We start from the raw sequence: 26,254 nt of genomic DNA, 5'->3' as shown, positions 1-26,254 counted from the left end.
TTTTATTCCTTGCTTTTGTGTGCAAATTTGTTGGCGTTCGAAATAAAAATCTGAATTATGCAAGCTCCGCGAATTGTTGAATCGTTGCCCAAGACACTTGTAGGTATGTCTATGGATATGACCTATGCAACCAATAGTCTTACAGGGAAACTATGGGGTACATTTATGCCAAGAAGGCAGGAGGTGATGGGAGCTGTTTCATCTGATAAATATTCATTGCAAAAATTCAAGGAAGGATTTGATTGGAGCAGTTCGAGTGCGGATACAGCATTTGTCAAATGGGCGGCCATGGAAGTGGATAATAGAGACAAAGTGCCAGAGGGCATGGAACTGCTGGACTTAGCGGGAGGTTTGTATGCTGTTTTTATACATAAAGGTTTGAGTAGCCAATTTCCAAGAACTTTGCAATACATTTTGGGAGAATGGATGCCCAGCTCTGAGTATGAACCTGATAGTTCGCGTCCGCAGTATGAGCTACTAGGAGAAAAGTATATCAATAATCACCCTGATTCCGAGGAAGAGGTTTGGTTTCCTATTAAGAAACGGGAAGGTTGAAGACTTATAGAAACATATTGACAATTGCTATTTGCCTTTTGGTCATAGGTATAGGAAATGCTCAAGAAAAGAGTAAGAAAGCCTCAAGGTATAAGAGCTTATCTGAGCGTAATATTTCGGTTGATCAAAGTGTACCTAGCTTACTGGAAGAGGCGGAAGCAATAATCGAAACGAACCCTTCTAGAGCATTGGACCTTGTAGAGCAAGCATTGGCTACTAGTATTACCCAGAAAAGTCTTTTCAATGAGGCCAAATGTTATATCGTTCTAGGAAAAATAAATGAGAATCAAAATGAGCTCAAATTGGCTAATCAAAATTATTTGTCTGCTTATCAAAGACTAGCCAAATCATACGCAAATACAGAGGAGTATAGAACCACATTGGAAGGACTCGGTAGAGTGAATTACGAACTAGGAAATTTTGAAAACTCAAAGCAATTCTATGAACAACTGAGTCAAACGGAAATTGATGAAAACAAACGGTTGGAGGTTGAACTGAAACTGGCCGAAAATGAAGTAGAGCTAGGCGAAACACCTCAGGCATTAGAACGGGTGAGTCAACTGGAACCTTCTTCAACTTACAATCAATCCAGGCGACTACAATCTAAAGGCCGGGCAGTGAAAGCACGGGCTTATGCCAAAGAGGATAATTTCGCTGCTGCGGAAGAATCCTTGGCGCCAGAACCCTCAGTGGCAGGAGCAAGTGATGCAGATGATCTGGACTATGAATTGTCTGAAGTGGTTTTGGAGGATGTGGAAGCAGATGAATTGCTTAATATCTATCAAGAACAAGATAAAAAAGAAGAGGAGATTGCGCTTCGAGAGAAAATTGCGGTGAGCAAAACAGCAGCCAATAAACCCTTGCAAGCAACCAAGCAGCGTCAAGCCATCGGTAAAGTATTGATTGAACAAGGTAAGACATCTGAAGCTATTGAGCAGCTGAAGCAAGCAACTGTGTTGGCTGACTCCACAGGTAGCGCTGAAGAAAGTGCGAGCGCTTATTTGGCATTGGCACAAGCCTATGATCGGTCTGGTGAAAAGAGTTCAGCTCTAAAAGCTTATAAAGCGCATAGTGAAGCGTTACAGCGTTTTATTGAGGAGAAACAAAATCAAACTAGTCTGAGGGAATTTCTGCTGAGAAAGCAACAAGGCATTCAAAATTTGACCAAAGATCTTGCATTGGACGAGTCGAGTTATCTTCTGGATGAAACTACGATGGAGCTTCAGGATCAACAACTCAAAAGTCAACGACTATTGATTTATGGTTTATTGGCTCTATTGTTATTGGTGATTGTCGGTGCCTACTTTATTCATCGAAAGGCACAGCAAACCAAACGGGTAGGGCAGTTACTGGCTTTGAAATCTCTACGTTCGCAGATGAATCCGCACTTTATTTTCAATGCATTAAATTCTGTTAATCAGTTTGTAGCTCTAAATGATGAAAGAGCGGCAAATAAGTTTCTAGCTGACTTTTCTAAACTAATGCGCATGGTTTTAGACAATTCTCAGAAGGAGTTTATTACCATGAGAGAGGAGCGAGAAATGATTGCCTTGTATTTGAAACTAGAACACTACCGTTTTAGAGATCAGTTTGAGTATTCATTTGAGATTGACTCAACTCTTGACTTAGATGAAATCGAAATTCCGCCGATGCTTATTCAGCCTTACATTGAAAATGCCATCTGGCATGGTCTGCGATATAAGGAAGAAAAGGGTCGACTTAGCGTGCGTATCTTCCAAAATGGAGAAGGGGTGAAAATTAGCATAGAAGATGATGGTATTGGTCGGTTTGCTTCTAAGCAATTGAAAACTGACAATCAAAAAAAGAAAAATTCTGTAGGGTTGAAAAACACATTGGAACGAGTCTCTATTATTAATCAGGTTTACAAAACGAATTATTCGATCTCTATATCTGATTTAAATACAGATCGTTCAGGTACCAAAGTAGAAATTCTAACGCCATCAAATCATGGATAAACTCAAGGCAATTTTAGTAGATGACGAACAGGATAGTAGACAAATTCTGTCCAATTATTTATCGAAATATTGCCCTCAGGTAGATCTCAAAGCTGAATGTAAAAATATTCAGGAGGGTTTGGCTTCCATTAAAGCCTATCAACCTGATTTAGTTTTCTTGGATATTGAAATGCCTTTTGGTACCGGTTTTGATTTGCTTGAGCAATTGGATGAGGTTAATTTTGAGACTGTTTTTGTGACTGCCTATGACAATTATGCCATTCAAGCATTGAATATGAGTGCGGCCTATTATCTGCTAAAACCGCTGGATATAGATGAACTGGTAACAGCCGTTGAAAAGATTCATGAAGAGCGGAAGCAAAGCAAAAATTCCTTTCATGTGCAAGTACTGCTGGACAATATCAAACACGAAAATGAAAGGCCCAAGAAGATTATGTTGCCTACTTTTGAAGGATTTGAAATCGTACCTATAGACCAAATCATCTATTGTGAGGCCGATGATAATTTTACTAAGTTTCATTTGAAAGATGTGACCAAACCACTACTAATTTCCAAGACGTTGAAGCATTTCGAGAATATGTTGCCAGCCAACAAGTTTGTTCGAATACATCGGTCCAGCCTAATCAATACGGACTATGTGATTAGATACACCAAAGGAAAGGGTGGTTATGTCACGATGGAAAATCAGGTGGAACTTGAGGTCTCTCCAAAGAAAAAGCCTCAATTTCTTGAGGCTTTCAAATTATCTTAAAATATGGGTTCACCATCATTGAGCTCTACCAATTCTACTCTACCTTTTCCAAGAAAGGGGAGCTTGGTTTGGATAAGCAACGGATATTGATTTTTGTCAGAACTAATATAAATCTCCACCGGTCTATCTTTCTTCAATTTGTCATTTTCTGGAAGTAAGAGGTGCAGGCAATATACTCCAACAAATCGCTCGTTAAACTCGATAATTTGCTGTCCCATGTATCGAACACCCACCTTGTAAAGTTTCTTTTCGTAGTGAGTGGTTAGCATCACAGAATCTCCTACATTCAAACCAATCCAATTGTAATGTTTGAAAAATAAGAAAGTACCTAGAATGTCTTGTGTATCTTCCTCTAGTTTGACTTTCCAAGCGCGATTTGGGTCATCTCTTTTATAATCTAAGACTTTAACATCCACTGTCATGGAGTCGAAGTTATAATTAGTCCACTGCTCCCAAGTAGCATTTCCACTCACTACATTTTTTTCGTTGTATATGGGCTTCTGAGTCTTTTTGTCAATTATTGAGGTATAATGATCGTCTAGGCTTCCCAGCCAGTTTCCCAACCCAAGGGTCTCTGCATAGACACCTACTTTGTAGCAGGGAAACCCTCGCCAATAGGAGTCATTATCAATGGTGACTTCACCACTTCCAATACTAAACCAGCCCAATTTTAGTTTGTACTTGAGATTTTCAACCTTAGGAGACGGATTATCTACTCCATTCGATTGTGCGAATAAGGTATGACTAACAAAAAGCGTCAGGAAAAAAATGAACTTGTCAAACTTAAAATTCATAACTCAGGATTTAGTTTCAACAATAATACTTCCATGATGCTTTAAATAGTATTTTTGGATTGATCAGTTGTAGCAAACAATAAATTTAAAACATCAATTTCGAGTTCTTGCAAAATTCAAACCAAAACTTATGTTTAATGCCCTGGCTCCATCTACACGTCGATACGGATGGGTTAGTCAAAGCTTGTTGTAATGCCAACATTGTCTTGGGAGATATCAACTTACAATCTATACAAGAAATTTGGCAAGACGAACCAATCAGAAAGTTTAGAAAGTTCTTGATAGAAGGGGGAAAGGACAAAAGATGTAGCTCATGTTTTAGCAAAGAGGAAGCAGGAAAGAGCAGCATGAGGACAGAAACCCTTCAAAAATTCGAACACCGAATGCATTGGGTGGATGAAACTGATATTGATGGAAAATCAGTGAACGCCAAACCGGTTTATTTGGATATTCGATTCAATAATTTGTGCAATCTGCGGTGTAGAACCTGCTGGCATGGTGCCAGTTCTAGTTGGTTTGAAGAAGCCAAATTGCTGAAACAAAATTTTGGAAATAAACCCATAATCGAAGCGAGTAAGGATAGTTCAGGGTTTGTGAAGGAGCTTTTAGATCAGGGGGTGGAAGTTGAAGAAATTTACTTTGCAGGTGGGGAGCCACTGATGATGAAGGAACACTATGATTGGTTAGAGGGATTGATTCAACAAGGCCAGACCAAAGTTCACCTGAGATATAATAGCAACTTAAGTGTGCTTAAACTCAAAGGTAGAAGTGTCTTGGATTTGTGGATGCATTTTGAGCGAGTAACGGTATCTGCCAGTATTGATCACATGGGAGCAGCAGGAGAATATATCAGAAAGGGTGTGTCCTGGAAAGGTTTTGTGGATAATATGAGAACAATCAAAACTAAAGCTCCTCATGTCATGCTTGAAATTGCCCCGACAGTGAGCGTGTTCAATGTTTCTTCTCTACCTGATATTCACCGATATTTTGCAGAAGAAAAGCTGATAGACATTGATTCGGTTTATTTAAATCTTCTTTCCAGACCGGATTATTACAATATAAAAGTATTACCAGAAAAGCTTAAGCGACAAGTTGGTCAGTCTATTGATAAGCAGATAGAATGGCTTGTGGCTCAAGGTGCCAAAAAGTCTCTGATCAATGAGTATAAGGCACTGATTCAATTTATGAATAAGGCCGATTGGAGCAGTAAGGTGCCAAAACTCAAAAAACAACTCGAAGTTCTTGATGGATTAAGAGGGGAGAGCTTTCATCAAGTTTTTCCGGAACTTAGCCAGGTGCTTGATCCCTCTTAAATACTAAATGATTTTCAGATGACATTTGAGGATCGAAGTAATAACCTTCATAGTCAAATGCCTTAAGTAGTTCAGGGTCATTGATTCTGTTTTTAAGAATATACCTGGCCATCATGCCTCTGGCTTTTTTAGCAAAAAAAGATATCACCTTGTATTTATCATTCTTTAAATCGAGAAACTCTACATCGATTACTTGAGCCTTGAGTGTTTTTCTTTGAATAGCTTTGAAGTACTCATTGGAAGCCAGGTTGATGATTACTTGATCTCCTTGTTCTTTTAAATCCTTATGAACCAATTTCACTATTTGGTCATTCCAGTACTTATATAGTGTAGAATGTTCACCTACTTGAAGACTAGTACCCATTTCTAAGCGGTAGGGCTGAATAATATCTTTGGGACGAAGCAGACCATATAGGCCGGATAAAATTCGGAGATGCTTTTGCGCAAATTCAATATCTGAAGCGTCAAGCTGATCTACGTCTAATCCAATATATACATCACCTTTAAATGCATGAATACTCTGTTTTGAGTTGTCCAGCGTATGTTCTCTTCTGTAATCCTTATATCGCTTCACATTGAGTTGAGCAATGTTTTCACTCACACCCATAAGCTGCTGAATGTCAGCTGCTTTTTTTAATCTCAATTCCCGGATCAGGCGATTGGTTTGTGTAGAAAATCTTGGGGTAGTGAATGATTCTTGTTCTACGTTGTTTTCAAAATTCAGCGTTTTAGCCGGGGAAATCACTGCGATCATAAGGTAATTTTTACGTATGTGGACAAAACTAAATGAACCTTCAGAATTATTGGACTTTCGGTAAATCTTTATCGGATTTACCCCTAAATTGAAAGCGATGAACTTACTTAGTTCGAATAGAAAAATGGCAAAGTGGAAACTAAATATGTGTTTGTTAACTGGGTACATGACTTTATCATATACCAGTATGGGACAAACAACAGCACCATTGCCAGAGCCATCATTTGATACCTGGACTTCATTGTTTCTTTTTGTCTCGTTGCAAGCCCTGTTTGTGTTTGTTGCGCTTTTCAATTTGAAGGGGACACAATCGCAGGCTAACAAAATTCTGGCCTTTTTGTTACTTACTTTTTCTGTTATTCTCTTCAGTTATGTGTTGTATTGGACAAACTACAATCGCGAGTTTCCTTACCTCAATGGATGGTACCATCCGCTATTGCTTGTCTCTGGTGTACTGTTTTATCTTTATGTACGAAATATCACTACTGGTCAAAAGCTTAGCAAGAGTGATTGGTTTCATTTCATTATTCCTATCGGGATTGCTATTTGTTTAGCGCCGCTATACATAGACAATTTTCAAGGGGAGAGGAAACTAATGCTAAATCAAACCCTTAGACCTTTCATTATTGTTGGGCTCAATGCGTATTTGAAAGTGGTGTTTTTGGGTGGTTATTTGTTCTTCTGTTTTAGACTTTATTATCAAGCCAATCTCAAGGATTCTTATCTCAAACCATGGTTCAACTATTTATTAATTAGCTACGCGGGGTACTATCTGACCGTTGTGCTCTATTATGCTTTGGTTAACTTCAGTTTTTTTAATGTGACGTGGGATTACATGATCTCATTTGCTATGTCATTCTTTATTTTTTGTGTGAGTTTCTTGGGATACATCTATCCCCAGGTTTTAGCGGGGAAGCCAGTTTCCAACATATTACTTAGACATAAATATCAGAATTCCGGATTAACAGAACGCGGAGAACTGGAGTTGAAGGATAAGTTACTGAGTTTGATGACCGAGGATGAGCTTTTTTTGAATAACGATCTTAATCTTAACGAATTGGCTTTGAAAGCCAACACCACTAGACACAATGTATCGTTAGTTATCAATAAGTATTTCAATCAGAACTTTTTTGATTTCATCAATGAGTATAGGATTAAATACGTGAAGGAGTTGTTCTTAAAACCTGAATGTCAGGGAGAGCATGTCATTCAATTGGCCTATCGCGCAGGCTTCAATAATAAAGTTTCCTTTAATAAAGCATTTAAAAAATTCACAGGTCAAACTCCATTGTCCTATCGCTCGGAGAAAGCAGAAGGGTAGATTGCCCAGGAAGTTGATATTAGCTAGTCTATCGAGCTGAGTCAGAAGTGAATCATTGTGTTTTCCACAATTATTTATTGATCTGTGCAACTATTTCACGAGTGTATCAATCTCTAGATAAACTCAACTCAACACAATCATGCTTAAGAACTTTCTAAAAATAACTCTCAGGAACTTATTCAAGAATAAACTTTACTCAGCGATTAACATTATGGGACTGTCCATTGGTATCGTCTGTAGTATACTTATTTGGCTTTGGGTTTCAGATGAATTGTCCTTTGATAAGTTTATTCCAAAATACAAGAACCTGCACCAGGTGTGGGTGCATGCCACATTTGACAATAAAATAAATACCTGGCAATCTATTCCGTTGCCTACCTATGAGGCCATGAAGACGGCTCACAGTAGTGTGGTAAATTCTGTAGTGACGGGGTGGGGCGGTGATCGTTTGCTTACTGTAGATGACACACGATTGCTTAAGCGAGGATATTATGCAAGTGAGGAATTTTTGGAAATGTTTGAGTATCCACTGTTGTCGGGCGATCCAGCAATTGTTTTAGATGACCCGCATTCTATTGTCATTAGTGAATCATTAGCTCAAACACTTTTTAAGAATGAAGACCCATTAGGTCAAGTGATCAGATTTGAGGATCAGGTCAACCTTAATGTTACAGGTATTTTAAAGGATGTACCAGCTAATTCATCTTTTGAATTTGAGTTCCTGGTTCCCTGGAAACAGAGAGAGATGCTGAGCGAATGGGTAGTTAGAAACAAGACCAATTGGGGTAATTACTCTTTTCAAGTTTTTGTGGAACTGAATGATGAAAAAGCTCAGGGTGCAGTAGATGAAGCAATTGCCACCATGCTTGCGGATAATGGTGAAGATGATATGCCGAGAACACTCTTTTTGCACCCCTTAGAAAAATGGCGGCTGCACTCCAATTTTATCAATGGAGAAATTAAAGAGGGCAGGAATGATCACGTAAAACTCTTTTCAGTAATTGCCATATTTATTTTGATCATTGCTTGCATCAATTTTATGAATTTAGCCACTGCTCGTTCAGAAAGACGCGCTAGAGAAGTAGGTATTAGAAAGAGTCTAGGATCGACCAGAAAATATCTGATTCTACAATTCATAGGAGAGTCATTAATCATCTCTTTAATCTCTTTTGTATTGGCTGTTTTATTAGCAGAGCTTGTACTTCCTGCTTATAACAATCTGGTGGACAAGTCATTGTTTATCAATTACAAATCATTAGAATTTTGGCAAATAGGGTTAGGTATTGTTTTTATCACGGGTGTATTATCAGGAAGTTATCCAGCGTTTTACTTATCCTCCTTTCGACCAGTAGAAACGCTCAAGGGTACCATCAAAATTGGGAAAGGCGCAACTTCCCCGCGTAAAGTGCTTGTAGTGATGCAGTTTGGTTTTTCTATTTTGTTACTCGTGAGCACAGTTGTGATTTTCAGACAGATTGAGTTGGTGAAAGATAGAGATTTGGGTTACGACCAATCCAATCTAATTTCAGTCGATTATAGTGATGAGTTGGCTGAAAATTATGATGTTTTGAAAAATCAATTGTTACAGTCTGGTGCCGTCGATGCGGTCACTCGTTCCAACAGTAGAATCACTTCAATCAATTCAAATAATTTCTTAAGCTGGCCAGGCAAACCTGAAAATCTAAAGGTCATATTTACTACAATTTCTACCGAATATGACTACACCAAAACTATGGGTATAGACGTACTTCATGGTCGTGATTTCTCTAAAGAATTTGTAACTGATACTTCGGCTATTGTGATTAATAAGGCTGCACTTGATTTGATGGGATTAGAAGACCCTATTGGTACTACGCTTGACTTATGGGGCGATAAGCGACAGCTGATAGGAGTAGTTGACAATGTGATTATGGGCTCTCCTTATAAAGAGGTTAAGCCAATGTTTATGATCGTGAATCCCGATTGGATAAATGCTATTACAGTTAGGCTCAAAAACAATAATAATCTGAATGAGAATTTAAAAACTGTGGAAGCGATATTTGATCGATATAATCCAGCATACCCATTTGATTATCAGTTTGCCGATGTTGAATTCCAGCGAAAGTTTGACACAATCAATATGACTCAAAGGCTAGCCACTATATTTTCACTACTTGCCATTTTTATTACAGGTCTGGGCTTGTTTGGTTTGGCATCTTTTACCGCAGAGCAAAGGACCAAAGAAATCGGAATTCGAAAAGTATTAGGTGCTAGTATAACTGGTCTTATTGCACTCATGTCGAAGGACTTTTCCAAGTTGGTTTTGATCGGGTTTGCATTATCCGCTCCGATTACCTGGTATTTGCTTGATCAATATCTCGATCGGTATCCTATACGTGTGGATGTCCAATGGTGGATATTTCCAGTGATAGGTTTCATAGCATTAATTTTTTCTTTGCTGATCGTTGGCAATCAGGCACTTCGAGTAGCACGATCAAATCCTGCAACGTCCTTAAGAGATGAATGAATTTGTTTGAGTTTTGTTCAAATTAATTGTTCTATCAGAATAGCAAAAAAATAGAATATCATTAACTTGCGGGTCTATTATAGTTGACCTATTTTAGACCCTCCCTGATATCCTATAATCCATTAGCGAAGGCTAGGAATATGCATTTTGGTGAATGAAAAATTAATGGTTAGGACAAAAGCAAAACACAAAACTTTATTACAGCTTTCTAGATCGGACTACTTGCACAATGGTAGGTTCAAAGATCTTGTGCATGAAGTTTTGGTCGCACTTACTTTTGAATTAGACGTAGAACGTGCGGGTTTTTGGGTCTTAAATCAAGAAACAGGAGCACTCAAAAACCTTTTCTTATATCAAAAGGAAGAAGATGAATTTGTAAAAGGCCACACTTTCGAAAGAAGCACCAGTCCAAATTTCTTTGAGGCCATTAAAACGAAATTAATTATCAAAATTGATGACGCGGTTGAAGGAAAGCTTACTGATGAAATAAAAACTTCCTACATCAGACCAAACGATATCAAGTCAATGCTTGGCATTCAAGTTTGGTATAAAGAGGTCATTCTGGGTGTAGTTTTCGTGGAAAAGACCAACAATATGCATCGGTGGACTACTCATGATAAAATTTATCTCACTACAGCTGCATCATATATATCGCAATCCTATAGTTCACAACTTCGAATCAAAGAAAAGGGATTGCGCCAACTCACAGAGGCGAGTTACCACTCAGTGTTTAAAGATAGCCCTGTTCCGATGCTGATATACGATCCCGACTCATTTACGGTACTAGATGCTAATAATGGTGCAATATCATTGTATGGCTATGATTTAGACGAATTCAGACAATTGACTTTGATGGATTTAAGAGCTGATGCTGGCAATACCTCTAAATCTTCAGATTTGGATTATGAACAGAAGTTGGGTACTAAGTGGGAGAAATCAGAATGGCAGCATAGAAAAAAAGATCAGTCACAATTCACTGTTGAGATATCTGGGCATTCGACTACCTATAGAGAAAGCCGTGCGCGTATAGCTGTGGCTATAGACATTACCAGAGATAAAAAACAAAGAGAAGAGAAGGAGGCAGTCATTGCAAAACTTGAAGACTACGCTTTTTATGCTTCGCACAACATAAGAAGACCGATATCATCTATTTTGGGTATTTTAGATTTGGTTAAAATGTCCTGGGATGATAGAGAGAGTTACGAAGAACTAATGGCCAACCTACAGATAGCAACGATGGATTTAGATGAGGTGATAAGAGTAATGAATGCTAAATTAGACCTCGATTAACAAGAATTTTAAAGAACCGTAAGGCAAGCGATGAAGAATAAAGTAAGAGATACCATATTGAAGAGAAGTAGTTTTATCATTTTGATGCTACTCATACTAAGTGCTTTTGCTTTGCTTAGAATGCTGGCTACGCATCAGGATATAGATGATGTAGCTCGAATTGATTTGCCTTTAGTCGAAATTTTGACGCAGATAGAAACCAACCAGTTGGAGCAATCTATCAACTTTGAAAGAGCCATTCGATATGCAGAAGAATTTGACAAGAATCAGTTTGCAGAAGAACATTTTGTTCGTGCAGATAGTACGTTCCGATACTTGGCGGCCCTGGTAGATCAGGATTTGCTTGATGCAGATGAGCAGGTACAGCAAGCATTGAAAAATACTACCAGCAGCAGCCAGCTGTCTAAACTGAAAACACTGGAAGTGGCTTTGAAGAAATTGGAATCTGAGCATACTAGTTATGAAAAGCATGCCATTGAGGTGCTCGAACTATTGGAACAAAGAGATTTAGAGACTGCCATGCTAAAATCTGAAAAAGTGGAATCTGAAGAAAATGAATTCAATGGACAAATAGAAGGTGTATTGATGCGTTTGGAGATGTTTACAGAAGCTCAGGTAGAGTCGGTTGAACAAGAAGAAGAAATGTCAATGCAGTGGATAGTGGTGCTCACGATATTTTTTACAACTCTTTCATTGGTAGCTGTTTATACTTTTAGTTATAAGATTTGGGTACCGCTAGAGCAAATCAGAAAAGGAGCTGAAAGACTTGGGGCAGGCAATCTTGATACTCGTATTCAATTGAAACCGGAAAGTATCACTGAGGATTTGGTTGATGCATTCAATAATATGGCTGACCGCCTGCAAGACGCACAAGAAGAGATAGAGCGCTTTACGCATTTTTCATACAGTACAGCACATGATTTAAAGGCGCCAGTTAATAATATGAAGTCATTGATTGAAATGCTGGAGAATACCAAAATGGGAGACAATAGTTATGACACAGTCTTGAAGAATGTGAAGCGTAGTGCGGAGCAATTGTCCATGACCGTAAATGCGCTTAATGATGTGAATCACCTCAGAGCTTCATTAAATCAGGATCCTCAGTTAGTCTCTTTTGATAAGGTTTTGGCTGAGGTGGCTCAAGGCATGCTTCAGGATATTAAGGATTCAAATGCGACCTTTAAGAAAGATTTTTCTGCGTGTAAACAGATTAATTATCCTCCATTACACTTGAAGAGCATCATGCAGAATCTGCTGACTAATGCAGTGAAGTATAAAAATCCAGAGAAGCCTCTGGTTATCGAACTAAAAACTGAGGTGAACAAAGGAAGGGTATCACTAATAGTGAAAGACAGCGGATTAGGCTTTGATGCAGTAAAATATCAAAAGGAGATTATGAAACCATTCGTTAGGTTGCATTCACATGTCAATGGGAGTGGTCTTGGAATGTACATCATTAGTACGATCTTGAGCTACCATCATGGCGAACTATTGGTGGATAGCCGTCCAAAGCAAGGGGCTAAATTTACAGTTCATCTCAACGAAATGGACTAGAAGCCGGAAGCATCTTCCTTTTCTTTCTTCTTAGCAGGTTTGAGTGCTTTTGGATCGAGTTCCTTAAGGTGATGAATGTGTTCATCTACTAGATCTACCCTTTCTGTGACTGCATCTATATATTCGATGAGCTCTTCTTCCAAAGCAGAAATATCTTTGTCAAAACCGCCACTATCTTTTTTAGCCATATTCTTTTCTATGTGAATCACTTTTTCACATTCCTTTTTTAGAAAGGCTACGAAATTTGGGTTCGTATAGACGGTTTCTAAGGTCATAATGTCGGCCAAGGTTTCTTTAGCTTCTGGATCTGAACTCACATCATATTTGTCACTTACGGTATAGTACAGCGTTGTATCATAGTGATGGATTTGATCTAATAGATCGAGTATTTTGTTTCTGTATGGTTTGGAATGGCAATATTCTCGCATGCCATCATATTTCTCCATTTTCAATGCTTCAATATCCCATGTGGTTCGTAGCTCATCTACTATGAAAATTATATCATTGACCTTTTTCTGAGCTGTTAGTGAAAGCGTAGACAAGGAGAAAAGTAGAAAGGTAAGTGTGAGCTTTTTCATATTGATTATTAAAAATGTAAAATGAAGTTAAACAAATCTAAGAGATATACTTAAAAAAGGCTCAAGATGATGATGGCTTTGACTGCTGCTGTCATTAATTGCTCTTATTGAGTTGGCTTCTAAACATTGGTAATATCTAGTTTTCATAAAGATTCCTTATTTTGCGTATACATCAACCAATTATCATAATGAGAATATTTAGTATAGTTTTTCTAACATTTGCACTTGCTACTAACCTTCATGCACAAAACTTTGCGGACGCTTTTAAAGACGGAGGGAGGTATTTTAAGCATTCCCGATATGATGAGGCAATCGAAAAATTCAATGAAGCCTTAAAGTACAACAGTAGGTCTGATAAGGCTTGGTTTTACCTGGCTATGTCCTTTAAAAGAAATAATCAAGCGGAGCAAGCATCTATTGCATTTGAAAAACTAAGAGCTGTGAATCCAGATTACAACCCAGTTCAATATTTCGAGGGTGGTGAGGTCTTTATTGAATTGAATAGGCTGTCAAGAGCTGAAAGATACTATGAAAAGTTTTTGGACATGTATCCTGATATTCCAAAAAATCAGCTCAAAAGACACGAGGCTAAAAATAGGTTGATTTATGCTCAAACGAGTAGATCAGTAAGGGAACAACCGAATACAACATCAGATCCAGTTTTGGTATCTCAACTAAATAGCTCGTACAACGATTACGCTCCACAAGTTAATCCTATGGGTACAAGGCTCTATTTTACGAGCGTCCGACCTGGTGGATTTGATAATGTACAGGATAGTTCTCGAACCAATCACTATGGCGAGGATATTTATGTGTCTAATATTGTAAACGATTCTTGGAGTAAACCGATGATGCTCCCAGAACCAATCAATTCTATTAATGATGATTTTGGATCAGCATTCACAGGAGATGGACAAACGATGGTGTATGTACGATGTGGAGGAGATGAAAGTGTAGGGAATTGTGATTTATACATTACCACATTAGATGGAACCAAATGGTCTGAACCAGTAAATATGGGGAATGTGGTAAACAGTGAAGATTGGGAGTCGCAACCAACAATTAGCTCGGATGGAACCAGAATTATTTTCACCTCATCTAGAGATGGTGGTTATGGAGGGGCGGACCTTTATATGACAGAAATTAATCATTTAGGTGATTGGGGGATACCTCAGAACTTAGGAAGTACAATCAATACGCCTTTAAGTGATAATAGTCCATTTTTGGCTGCGGACGGAAAGACTTTATACTACGCTACCAGTGGACATCCTGGTTATGGCGGAGTTGACATATTTTACAGCGTTTTTGAGAATGGTAAATGGGCGAAGCCCATCAATCTAGGTGCTCCAATCAACTCATCGGGTGAAGATAAGAATTTTAGTATTTCGGGTTCTGGAAAAGCATACTTTTCTTCTTCCAGAGATAGCGATAGCTACAATATTTATGAAACCGAGTTGCCGGATTATTTGAAACCAAAGCCAACTGCAGTTATACAAGGTTTAGTGGCTAATGCTAATACGAATGAACCCTTGGGTGCTTTGGTGATGATTGAAGACATTGATACCGGTGAATTGATCGCTATCAACAAGAGTAATTCCGAAAGCGGAGAGTATTTGGTGGTTTTGCCAGCTGGTAGGAATTATAGTGTATCTGCCAGTAAAGATGGCTATTTCTTTTATTCTCAGAGCTTTGACTTGCCGAAAGACACTACTTATCAAGAAATCACTAAGGATATTGGGCTCGAGCCAATTGAAAAAGGCACTAAAGTGGTGCTCAATAATATATTCTTCGAATCAGGTAGAGCAGAGCTGAAGCCAATCAGTTATGTAGAGCTTAATAAAGCTGCTGAACTTCTTCAGCAAAACGGAACTATGGTGATTGAGGTAGGTGGCCACACGGATAACTTGGGTTCTGAAGATTCAAACCTTAGACTATCACAGGCGAGGGCGAATGCCGTGGTAGATTATTTGAAATTAGCAGGAATAGAAGAAGCCCGACTTCAGGCCAAAGGATATGGAGAATCAGTACCACTAGAAGACAATAGTACTGCTGAAGGACGGAAGGCCAACCGACGAACAGAATTTGTTATTGTTGAATTCTAATTATCAGAAAATGTTTTGTCCAACTAAAAATGTTGATGCTTTCAATTCAATAGTTTTTGATTTATCTTTTGTTGAAGGAACCTGACATTTTTAGTTGGTCATAAAAAACATGCATGAAAGGACATCTTGCTTTTGTATTATTTAGCTTCTTTATAGTCAAGGTTGCATGTGGACAAGAAGCTGGTTTTGACCCCAAAGATCCCATCCGAAACATAAGTCTGGCACAATGGACTGCTGAAGACGGCCTTTCTTCCAACAATCTCACACACGTATTTCAAGACTCCAAAGGACTTTTATGGATCACTTCATTCAATGGAGTGATGATGTATGATGGTGAGCGTGTCGAGATTTATGATATCAACAATTTGGACCTGCTTGAAACAGATGGTTTTTATACGGTTACAGAGGATGATAACGGAGTGATCTATTTAGGCTCACAAGGGAGTGGCCTGATTAAATACTTCAATGGTATTTTTTCTAAGGTAGAAAGCCGGTCTGGCCATTTACCTAAATCTATTCCTTCACTTTTAGTCAGTCAAACCGGAGCGCTTTATATCGGAAGCAATAATCAAGGGTTGTATAAACTAACAGACAATGACGTTGAATGGATTGATATTCCATCTTTGAATAAAAGTACCATTAGTAGTGTTAAAGAAGACTCCGAAGGGCGAATCTGGGTGGCTACTGAAGGCCAAGGCCTTTTTTGTTTGCGAAATGACAAACTGGAAAAACACTTATCGACTAACGAAGGATTACACGATAATTACATTGAAAGCCTGGCATGCACTAGTGATGGCTTATTGATGATAGCATCAACAAAGGGGCTACAGTATATTGATAGAAATGGCTTGTTAATCTCAATTGACGAGTTGTCCGATGTCTATATCAATTACTTGTTTGTAGATGAGTGGAATTCAGTGTGGGCCGGGACTGAAAATGGCCTTGCTCGTTGGTCTGGAGAGCTAAATAAAGTCGATTGGGTCTATGGCAAAAAAGGCCTTGACTTGGTTCGGTTAAGCTCCATCATGATAGATCGAGAGAATAGTCTATGGTTGACTTCAAGTAGGATAGGCTTGGTGAGATTAAAAGAGAGCAGACTCACAAACTTAATGGAACCCGATATCTCAAGTAATCGAATTAATATTCTGCATGAGTCGTGGGATGGAAATTTGTATATAGGTACTGATCAGAATCAGCTGGATATATATAGAGATGGCAATTATGATAGGATTAAGATTACAACTGACTTGGCAGGTAATGGGGTGAGAGATATTTACCATGATAAAGATGGCACGTTTTGGTTGGCCACGTATGTAGGTGTAATTCACAAAGATGGAGAAAAGGAAACGTTGTATTCCACAGCTAATGGAATGCCGGCTAATAATTTCCGATTAGTGCTGAAGGATAAGAAGGGATTCTTTTGGTTTGGTTCAAGGTCTGGTGGTTTAGTGAAGTTCAAGGATGGTGTGGTCCATGAAATCTTTGACAATGAAAACAAATTGGAATCAAATTTTATACTCAGCATTGCAGAATCTTCAAATGGGAATTTATTGATTGGCACTCATAGTGGTGGCATTTCTGTTTTAGATTCATCAGGAGAAGTTTCAACTTATCACCTCAAAGAAGATGATGCTGGTGTTCTGTTATTCAATATTGACTTGATGTCTGATAGTACAGCATTGGTGACTGCCAATGTGGGACTACTTTTTTTTGATGGTTTCCATTTAGTACCAGTTAAATTAACTTCTGATCGGAGAAGTAAAACATTTTTTGATCTGGTAGATGATGGTAAGAATAATTTTTGGGTCACCACCAACTTAGGGATTCTTCAAATTGATAAATCAGACTGGGATAGTTATATGAGTAATAAAATTGAGGAGCTTCCTTATATTGTTTTGGATGAAAATAGTGGGATGAACAACAAAGAATGTACAGGAGCCACGCGATCATTATTGACCACCGAAGGTAAGGTAATGGTTCCTACGTTAGGAGGTGTTTGTGAAATTAGCCCAAATAATCTACGTGTGGACAATTCTCCTCCAGATGTATTGATTAGATCTGTACTAGTTGATGACGAAGAATTGCCTATCCAAAATGAGTTCACGGTAATTGAGCCAGGAGCGCTAAGGTATATTTTTGAATTTGCTGTTATTAGTTACACAGCTCCGGAGCGGAATCAATTTAGATACAAGCTCGAAGGTTTTGAAAAGGAGTGGAGTAGTTCAGACTACTCTGGCCGAGTGGAATACACAAATTTACCGCCAGGGAAATACACTTTTAAAGTAGTAGGTGCTAACGAGTCTAATATATGGAATACGAATCCTACAACCTTTTCATTTAGAGTTAAGCCCTTTTTCTATCAAACGATATGGTTCTACCTTTTGATATTGGCACTAATGATTGGTATTTTTTTAATTATTTATAAATGGAGAATTTCATTTATCAACAGGCAAAATGTAGAGTTGAAAAAGGTGAATGCCGAATTAGACCGCTTCGTATACAGTGCTTCTCATGAGATTCGATCTCCTCTATCTTCGATTTTAGGTTTGATTAATCTGGCAAGATTGGGGGAGCCTAATAAACAGGCGGAGTACTTTGACCATATAGAAAAGAGCGTCAATAGACTGGATGATTTTATCCATGATATTGTAGACTACTCCCGAAATGCTCGATTGGGAATTGAAATTGAAGAAGTGGATTTTGAAACTATGATTTCTAATATCCTTGAGGATATCAGCCATACTGAGAATTTTGAAAGAATCCATCATGAGGTGAGTTATTCTCTGGAGAATACGTTTTATAGTGATCCGAAAAGACTAAAAATTGTTTTAAGTAATATTATTACAAATGCATTTAAGCATCATCAGCCAGAAAGGGTGGACCATCCTTCCGTCTCAATTGAAGTTTCAGGAAATAAACAGGAAGCTCAAATTGTAGTGCAGGATAACGGCCCGGGCATTGAAAAAAACCACGTGCCTAAGGTGTTTAAAATGTTCTATCGTGCAACCACTAGAAGTGAGGGGTCAGGGTTAGGTCTGTATATAGTCGAGGAGACATTAGCCAAATTACAGGGTTCGATAGATGTTAAGTCAAAATTAGGAGAAGGTAGTACCTTTAAAATATCAGTAAGAAACCTGAAAACATTATTTGAGAAATAGATTATCTTATGTTTGGTTTTGTAAACTGTCTTTAGACTGATTAATCCAAAGTCATGAACAAAGTAATTTTTACAGCAGACGATTATGGGGCGATCCCAGCTATAGATCAGGGAATAATTAAAGCTGTAAATGCCGGGAAGATCAATTCAGTAGCTGCTTTTTCAAACCACCATCAATTTGAATCTAAACTTAAGACATTGCTTGATGAGTGTGATGCTCGAAAATTTGAAATAGGATGTCATCTCACGATATCTTCCGGTAAACCAGTGTCGGGAAGAAAAATAGGCCTACTGACTCGAAGAGGGACGCTAAGTTTACGCAAAGGAAAATACTTTAAGAAGTACACACAAATGCGCCGTACCAGGCATGTCAACAGAGAACTAAATGACTTACACTACGAACTCAGCAAACAAGTTGAACAGTTTGATAGGATCAATGTTCCAATCTCTCATTTAAGTTGTCACCACAATACTTTATTTTTCTTTAAGGACTATCATGAAGTTTTTTTCCAGGTGGCTAAGGAAAATGGCCTTGCCGTTCGTTCTCCTTTGAATATTCCTAAGGCCATGAATGACTTATATATGTCTATGGTGGTACTCAGAATGTTTGACAATATGAGCAAAGAAAATAGACATCGTATCCTTACACACACAAGAAGCATGCGAGCGTTTCTAGCTCATTATAATGATTTGCCAAAAATGCCGATTGCGCTCAATACGGTGCATTATGGACCTTTGGCACTCCCAACAAACAATTTGACGGATCAGGAAATTGATTCTTTTGCAGACGAAAAAAATCTTGCGTTACGTGAAGACCTTAGTATGGATGCACCAGAAGAGGAAGTAATGGAATATGTATTTCATCTGATAGATGATGACTATGCCAAGCTGGATGAGTTTTGTAAGCAAACGAAATTTTCAAATTCCAAATATACCGGTATTGATTCGGGTTACTTCGATAGTCGAATGGCTGAACAGCGAGCATTACTCAATTTTGATTTGTCTACGCTAGTCTCATTTCAATCTTGGACGAACTTATAGTGAGTGCAGAACTAGACCCTCTTGAACAGACGAAATTCTTTGTTGTTATAATCTCTTTTTTTTATTCTTGACAACCAACTTTGTTGACGTCTAGGTGATTCAGCCTAGATTGAATAGGTGGTATAACTTATTTATTGTTCAATAAAAATTTAAACCATTGAATATAAAATAATAACTGGATAAATTAAAAAAGGAGATGTGAGAAACCTCCATATATAGAAGCAAAAACACCTTTAACGGCAGTAGAGATTAATTGATTAGGATGATTGGAATGATGTACCCTAAACCTAGTCGAAATGAAAAGGATTGTTTTATGCTGCGCCTTACTTATTTTCTTATTTTCAATTTCTAATGCTCAGACCACCGTCTATTTAGCTGACTTTGAGGCTGACGCCAACGGCTGGTCTACAGCCAATTGGACACGTGATGGAGACGGAGCTCTTGGTACCTCCGATGGGAACTATCTTCATCCAACTAGTTTTGATAACTATGGTCTAAGTGTTGATGTCACGTCTACAAGCTCCAGTATAGATCTAACTGGTCATTATAATTTAATATTTCAAATTGACATAAGTTATAATACTGATGATACAGGAAATGGAGTTACCAATAGTCAAGATGGTTTCAATATTGAATATTCTTCGAATGGTGGCGTAGGCTGGAATTTACTGGGGGCTGTCGATGAGGGAGTCAATTGGTACAATGACAATGATGTGCAAGCATTAAACGAGGAAGGATGGGATGGAGACAATGGTGGCTGGAATACGGCTCAAATTTTATTACCCTCGGAGTTAGAAAATAATTCGCAAGTTCAATTTCGTGTGAATTTTGAATCTGGAGGCACGCCCATTACTGAAGTAGTAGATGTAGGAATTGGTTTTGATAATGTAACCATACTTAGTTATAGCGATTCTGATGGCTCACCTGGTAATGTAGCTACTAATTTAAGCCTATGGTTGAAAGCAGACTCAAGAGCACTTTTGGATGGTGCAGAACTTTTAGCCTGGGCTGATGAAAGTGGAAATGATAATCATGCGTATGAAGAGACCAGCGCAGATAGACCAGGGTCAAATGGCCAAATGATCAATAATAATCCAGTGATAGATTTTGATAACAGCCACATCGAAGGAGCTGCTGGTATTTACACTAACGAAATTTTTGTAGTAGTAGACCCAGATTTCATAAGCAGTTCATCAGCAGAAACGGGTGACATCTTGGGTTATCAACCAGGAGATGTGGGGAGTCTGGAACTGGGTTCTGCTACCGTTGATTTTGCTGACGAACTTATTACGCATACAGAATCGCCTAGTGGGGGGTATCGATCAGCTTATCAGGACTTAACTGGAGAGGTGGTGTTAGCCAATCCAATGATTATCAATGATAGACTGAATGTGACCAGTGATGGACAGGATTTGTTTGTGAATGGTCAGCTGGTCAGCAATATCGAATCAGGTACCTGGTCTGGGTTTAGTAATCAGCCATATATTCTAGGCTATGGATTTGATATATCCGACGATTTCCAGGGAAGTATAGGTGAGGTAATTAGCTATTCTGGGCGGTTGAGTGATAGCGATCAGCAAGACGTTTTTACTTATTTGGCAATTAAATATGGGCTCACATTGGATGAAGATCCCAGTAGCGGAACAGTTAATTTTGATTATCAGATTAATGGAAGTACGCTCATCTGGCCTGGTACTACAAATGCAGGTTATCAAACCTATCATCATGACGTCGCAGGTATAGGTAAGGACGAGTCTGCTCAGGAACTAAATCAAACGAGCAGTCAAAGTGTGAATGATGCGACCATCGTCAATATGGAAAATGCGAGTGATTTGGATGATGGGGAGTATCTGGTTTGGGGAAATGACGATAACCCAAATGCTTTCACAACAGATGATGTCATTTCGGGGATTTCCGAAAGGTTGGAGCGAATATGGAAAGTAAAAGAAACTGGAGATGTAGGTACGGTTACTTTGAATTTTGATATTACCAACCTGGCTGTGGATAAAGATAATACCACATTGAATCTTTTAATTGCCCCAAATACTGCAACCATGCCGACTGATTTGTCTAATGATGCCGTGACTACTCTGGTAATTGGTGGAAATGTGACTGATTTGGGTGGTAGAGATATTCTTACCTTCACTTCTGTTGACTTTTCAGATGGAGATTTTTTTACATTGGGCGGTGATGTACAAACTATTGCACCTGGTGGGGTGTCTTCAGGCTTAACCTTATGGCTTCGTCCAGATGAGGGGTTAGAAACGAGCGGTAGTCTGGTGACGTCTTGGAAAGATGTAAGTGGGAGTGGCAATGACGCAGATCAAGGGGATAGTAATGAGAAACCCTCCTTGGTAAACAAAGAAATAAATGACAACGATGCTATTGATTTTTCGGATGATTTCCTTGATGGCATTGCTGGATTTAATACACAAGAATATTTCATTATTTTAAAGCCAGATGCTGCTATTGCAGGAGGAGCTTCAAATGGCTACGTGCTAGGTTTGCAAAATGGTGCCTATGGTGGGATGTATTTGGGTGTCCAAGGTACGGACACCTTAGTTGGACATGCGATAAATGATTATCGTTCTGCTTATGTTGATGGGGTAGCAAGTATCACAAGTCCGGTTGTTATGATCAACTCCAGGAATAATTTTGGAGCCACCGGGCAGGACCTTTTCGTGGATGGTATAGAAGTGGATAATGGAGACGGGGGCACTTTTGCCAATAGAACAAATTCATATTTCAGACTAGGAAATAATTTTCTTGGTACAGATGGTTTTGATGGCAAAATTTCTGAGGTAATTAGCTTTAATACCCGACTGTCAGACGCTGATCACAGAGATGTAGAAACCTATTTAGCTATTAAGTATGGTGTCTCATTAGATATTTCGGGTGAAGGTTATACCGTAGGAGGCGTGACGATTTATAACAACACAGCTTATGATAGTGAGATTGCAGGTATTGGCTATAACCTGGACCATGGGCTGTTTCAAGTGACCTCGCAAAGTACAGAATCAGGTTCAGCCGTTAAGGTCTCTGGTGGAAGTGATCTGGATTCAGGTGATTATTTGATTTGGGGTAATGATGGAACAGCTAAGTCTCTTACCCAGTCTACAGAACTTCCTTCGAATTATGGTAATCGTTTATCTACGGAGTGGCAAGTGGATGTGACTGGGTCCCCTGGTACCGTCACAGTAAAAGCTAATCTTGCTGGCGTTACAGATTTCTCGTTATTAAATAAGGCTCCTTCACTATACGCTTTATTAATCAATACAAACAATAATTTTTCAACGGTTGTTACTGAGATTCAAGGGAGTAGTTTCTCAGGAGATACGATCATCTTTGAAAATGTAACCTTCTCTAATGATGACTATTTTACTTTAGCTCTGCCTCCTTTGCCTTCAGGTGCAATAGGAAAGAGTAACGGAACATTATGGTTGACATCTGATGCTGGTGTCTCTACTAGCGGCAGTGATGTTACTCAGTGGGATAACCAGGTTTCTGCCGCTGGATTGAGTGCTCTTGAGGATATTGATGGTTCACCACCACAGACTGCTACAGTTAATGGTTATGATTACATTTCGTTTGATGGCTCGACCTATTTAGAATCAAATGGAACAATAGCTGGGTCGACGGTTTTTGGTTCGACAGATAATACATTTGTTGCTTTGGTGAAACCGGATGCTGGGACTCATCTGGCGTTTTGGGAATCTGCTGCTGGAAATACAGCGGCATTCGGCTTGAATGGAAATAATGCCTCAATGACTTTTGTTGACGCTGGTTCAAGTGAACAGGCAAACGGTGCAACAAACGTGGTATCTCCAGGAACATTTCAAATTATTTCTTATCAATCCACCTCAGCCACAAGTAATAATGTTTTTATCAATGGAGGTTCAAGTGATGGCACTTCATCAGCAGGAACTTTAGCAGCCGGTAACGCTGGACTTGGAATTGGAGCTACTCCTGCTGGCGCATCGGGGTTTGATGGTGATTTGGCTGAAATTGGTTTTTGGAGTACTGCGTTATCTAGTAATGATCGAAGAGATGTAGAGAGTTACTATGCTTTGAAATATGGTATAGATTTAGATATTTCTGCCGGAGATTATACTTATAATAGTGGAAGCTCCTTATATAACAGAACAGGTTATGGAAACCGCATACGTGGTGTAGCTGCCAATAATGACCAGGGGCTTTTTATCAATGCAAGCCAAAGCATAAACGGAAGTGACATAGTTGAGTTTAATAGCCCATCTTCACTGAATCATCTCGATTACCTGATTTTTGGAGATGATAACGCTGGGTTAACCTATATATCATTAGGCCTTCCTCCATCAGTGACCGAACGTGTTACTCGAAAATGGGGAGTAGATGAGGTGAATGATGTCGGTACTGTTACGGTCTCTATCGATGTTTCATCCGAGGACAATACTGGATATGTTGTCGGTAATTTTGCACTTATTTTGGATACGAATGATGATTTTACCGATGGAATTTTAGACTTAATTGCAGCTACTTCATTTACCTCAGAAGTAGTTACTATAGAAAATGTTGATTTTAGCGGAGCCTCTTACTTCGGCTTGGCTACAGGTATTGATTTGGCGACCGATACGGATTCCGACGGTATACCCGATTATTTTGAAGTTGCCTATGGTTCGGATTACACTGATGGTGATAGCCCGGTAGCTGGAGGTGCAGGTTCTCCTCCAACAGATGCGGATGATGCCAACGGCCCTTTGGAGACTACTTCAACTCTTAATACTGGGAGAATTAGCGGAGCACTTGAGCAAATTTTGATAGATCAAGGAGCTGTTGCGCCAATTACCAGGAATACAGACACCGATGGGGATGGAGTTTCTGACTGGCGTGAGGTTCGCGATGGGACTAGTCCTTTTGATGCTGATACACCGACAGCTAACGGGAATGATGACTCTGATGGTGATGGATTGAGTGATGGTGTTGAGGCATTGATCCTCTCTGAAGGTGGACCAGCTGATTCGAACCCTGCCACGGATACTGACAATGATGGTATTCCTGACTATTATGAAGTATTCAATGGCTATGACCCTAGCGATGCAGATGACCCATTAGCAGGAGGTGGTGCATTGTCAGACACCAACGATGGTACAGGATCTCAAGAGGGCTCTGCGCCAGTTATAAGTGATGCACTTGAAAGTCTTTTGATTGAATCGGGAGCTAGTTCGCCGATTGAACTAGATACGGATACCGATCTAGATGGTATTCCTGATTATATCGAGGTGGTGAGTGTTACTGACCCATTCAACGAAAACAGTCCAAGTGTTCCTTCTAGCATCACGACTATTCGTGCTTTACAAGCAGACTATGAGTCTACTAACCCAAACTGTGAAAACTTAAATGGTTATCAATGGGTACATGTGACGGACAACTTGGGTAATCTTGTTTTTTCAATAAATCCAGTTGGAAATAACTTAGGAGAAACTTGCTGGGCTGTCCGCGTGCTCGATGGAGAACCAAATGTTAGAGACCGAACAATAAATTCAATAGATGAGTATGTTATGAATAGAAATTGGTGGATTAATCCAACAAGTCAGCCGGCAGGGGATTACCCGGTTTATCTGCGTTTCTATTCTTTAGCTTCTGAACCGACCGATTTGAGAACAAGAGTTGTCAACGACGGATATGACCCAGATGTGCTTGCCGATTTTGTGCAGGACAGTATCAATTTTACCAAGCATGGAGGAATCAATGATTTAGATCCATTCGAAGAAGGCTCAAGCAAGCAGCTGATTCATAGTCGTGGCGAATCGTTTAGGAGTACAAATTATCAATTTACCTTGGGTGTAGAGAGTTTTTCTTCTTTCGTTGCATTCTACAACCCAGGACATCCTAGCTACGCGTTGCCTGTTGAATTGGCTTACTTCAAAGGTGAGGCAGATGATCATCGCATTGATTTACAATGGCGAACTTATAGTGAATTAAATAGCGATCATTTTGTTTTAGAAAAGAAGGTAGGTAAGGATACATTCATTGCGCTAAATAAAGTAGATGCTACGGGAAGCACAGATCAAACAACAGATTATTTTTATAGTGATAAGTCGCCTAGCCACGGAAAAAATTTCTATAGGTTAAAACAGGTGGACATAGATGGGTCTTCGATTTATTCTGAGGTTATTATGGTGGAGTCTTATAGTGAACTAAATCACTGGGTCGTTTATCCAAATCCGACAAGGGAATCACTTCAAGTCTTTTTAGGAGAGTCAGAGGTAACGAACGAGGAGCTAATGATTAATCTGTTCGATGTTTCAGGTCAGCAGTATAATCCTTCTTATCAGATAGAACCAGATCGTTTAATAATTAATACAGACCTTGTTAATAGTGGGTATTATATTTTGAAGATTGCTGTGAGGGGCCGGGTGCAGTCATTTTCTGTTCTTTTAGAAAAATAGGACTTAATATTTATTAAATGAATTGTTGATACTAAATATAAATTAAAGGACTACCTTTGCATTCGGAATCCATAAGATCCATCCCGCATTTGTCCTTTCTACAAAATATTAGGCTTATCCGTTTTGATTTTATT

15 protein-coding genes are annotated in these 26,254 nt (G+C 39.0%); 12 read left to right on the top strand and 3 right to left on the bottom strand.

The features are described 5' to 3' along the window. Positions 1 to 57 precede the first annotated feature (57 nt). The 3 genes from R8N23_RS12590 to R8N23_RS12580 are packed head-to-tail and all read left to right on the top strand — an operon-like array spanning position 58 to position 3,282. On the top strand, positions 58 to 555 hold the full coding sequence (locus tag R8N23_RS12590) for a GyrI-like domain-containing protein (RefSeq protein ID WP_318171958.1): 498 nt from the start codon (positions 58 to 60) through the stop codon (positions 553 to 555). After that, a complete protein-coding gene (locus R8N23_RS12585) occupies positions 552 to 2,531 on the top strand; it encodes a histidine kinase (RefSeq protein ID WP_318171957.1) in 1,980 nt (659 codons plus the stop codon). The genes R8N23_RS12590 and R8N23_RS12585 overlap by 4 nt, the downstream gene beginning before the upstream one ends. After that, positions 2,524 to 3,282: a LytTR family DNA-binding domain-containing protein gene (locus R8N23_RS12580; protein ID WP_318171956.1), complete on the top strand. Its 759-nt coding sequence runs from the start codon at positions 2,524 to 2,526 to the stop codon at positions 3,280 to 3,282. The genes R8N23_RS12585 and R8N23_RS12580 overlap by 8 nt, the downstream gene beginning before the upstream one ends. Here the strand turns inward: R8N23_RS12580 and R8N23_RS12575 are convergent. Next, the gene (locus R8N23_RS12575) at positions 3,279 to 4,076 is read right to left on the bottom strand and encodes a DUF3108 domain-containing protein (RefSeq protein ID WP_318171955.1); all 798 of its coding nucleotides are present in this window, start codon (positions 4,074 to 4,076) and stop codon (positions 3,279 to 3,281) included. The genes R8N23_RS12580 and R8N23_RS12575 overlap by 4 nt on opposite strands. Positions 4,077 to 4,213: 137 nt before the next feature. On the opposite strand from R8N23_RS12575, the gene R8N23_RS12570 reads away from it, so the two are divergent. Further along, entirely contained in the window at positions 4,214 to 5,389 is a 1,176-nt protein-coding gene (locus R8N23_RS12570; RefSeq protein ID WP_318171954.1) for a twitch domain-containing radical SAM protein, read from the top strand. Here the strand turns inward: R8N23_RS12570 and yaaA are convergent. Further along, entirely contained in the window at positions 5,364 to 6,143 is a 780-nt protein-coding gene (yaaA, locus tag R8N23_RS12565; protein ID WP_318171953.1) for a peroxide stress protein YaaA, read from the bottom strand. The two genes, R8N23_RS12570 and yaaA, sit on opposite strands and share 26 nt — an antisense overlap. A 97-nt stretch (positions 6,144 to 6,240) precedes the next feature. Here yaaA and R8N23_RS12560 point away from each other — a divergent pair, with 97 nt between their 5' ends. From R8N23_RS12560 to R8N23_RS12545, 4 genes are all read left to right on the top strand, one after another. After that, positions 6,241 to 7,464, top strand: coding sequence for a helix-turn-helix domain-containing protein (locus R8N23_RS12560; protein WP_318171952.1), 1,224 nt, complete (start codon positions 6,241 to 6,243; stop codon positions 7,462 to 7,464). A 139-nt stretch (positions 7,465 to 7,603) separates the two neighbouring features. After that, positions 7,604 to 9,970 (top strand): ABC transporter permease, encoded by a 2,367-nt coding sequence (locus R8N23_RS12555; protein ID WP_318171951.1) that lies wholly within the window; start codon positions 7,604 to 7,606, stop codon positions 9,968 to 9,970. 165 nt (positions 9,971 to 10,135) lie between these two features. Next, on the top strand, positions 10,136 to 11,260 hold the full coding sequence (locus R8N23_RS12550) for a PAS domain-containing protein (RefSeq protein ID WP_318171950.1): 1,125 nt from the start codon (positions 10,136 to 10,138) through the stop codon (positions 11,258 to 11,260). Between the two features lie 30 nt (positions 11,261 to 11,290). After that, positions 11,291 to 12,814, top strand: a complete 1,524-nt coding sequence (locus tag R8N23_RS12545) for a HAMP domain-containing sensor histidine kinase (protein WP_318171949.1) — start codon at positions 11,291 to 11,293, stop codon at positions 12,812 to 12,814. On the opposite strand, the gene R8N23_RS12540 is transcribed toward R8N23_RS12545, so the two are convergent. Further along, complete coding sequence (locus tag R8N23_RS12540) at positions 12,811 to 13,392, bottom strand: hypothetical protein (RefSeq protein WP_318171948.1); 582 nt, start codon at positions 13,390 to 13,392, stop codon at positions 12,811 to 12,813. The genes R8N23_RS12545 and R8N23_RS12540 overlap by 4 nt on opposite strands. A 188-nt stretch (positions 13,393 to 13,580) precedes the next feature. Here R8N23_RS12540 and R8N23_RS12535 point away from each other — a divergent pair, with 188 nt between their 5' ends. The 4 genes from R8N23_RS12535 to R8N23_RS12520 all read left to right on the top strand — a co-directional run bounded on the left by R8N23_RS12535 (position 13,581) and on the right by R8N23_RS12520 (position 26,120). Continuing rightward, on the top strand, positions 13,581 to 15,494 hold the full coding sequence (locus tag R8N23_RS12535; protein WP_318171947.1) for an OmpA family protein: 1,914 nt from the start codon (positions 13,581 to 13,583) through the stop codon (positions 15,492 to 15,494). A 113-nt stretch (positions 15,495 to 15,607) separates the two neighbouring features. After that, positions 15,608 to 18,652 (top strand): two-component regulator propeller domain-containing protein, encoded by a 3,045-nt coding sequence (locus R8N23_RS12530; RefSeq protein WP_318171946.1) that lies wholly within the window; start codon positions 15,608 to 15,610, stop codon positions 18,650 to 18,652. A 53-nt stretch (positions 18,653 to 18,705) separates the two neighbouring features. After that, the gene (locus R8N23_RS12525) at positions 18,706 to 19,692 is read left to right on the top strand and encodes a ChbG/HpnK family deacetylase (protein ID WP_318171945.1); all 987 of its coding nucleotides are present in this window, start codon (positions 18,706 to 18,708) and stop codon (positions 19,690 to 19,692) included. 296 nt (positions 19,693 to 19,988) lie between these two features. Further along, entirely contained in the window at positions 19,989 to 26,120 is a 6,132-nt protein-coding gene (locus R8N23_RS12520; RefSeq protein WP_318171944.1) for a T9SS type A sorting domain-containing protein, read from the top strand. Positions 26,121 to 26,254 lie beyond the last annotated feature (134 nt).

Source organism: Reichenbachiella sp., from assembly GCF_033344935.1.
Classification (GTDB): domain Bacteria; phylum Bacteroidota; class Bacteroidia; order Cytophagales; family Cyclobacteriaceae; genus Reichenbachiella.
Note: the sequence above shows the minus strand (reverse complement) of the source record. Positions and strands in the feature narration are given on the sequence as shown.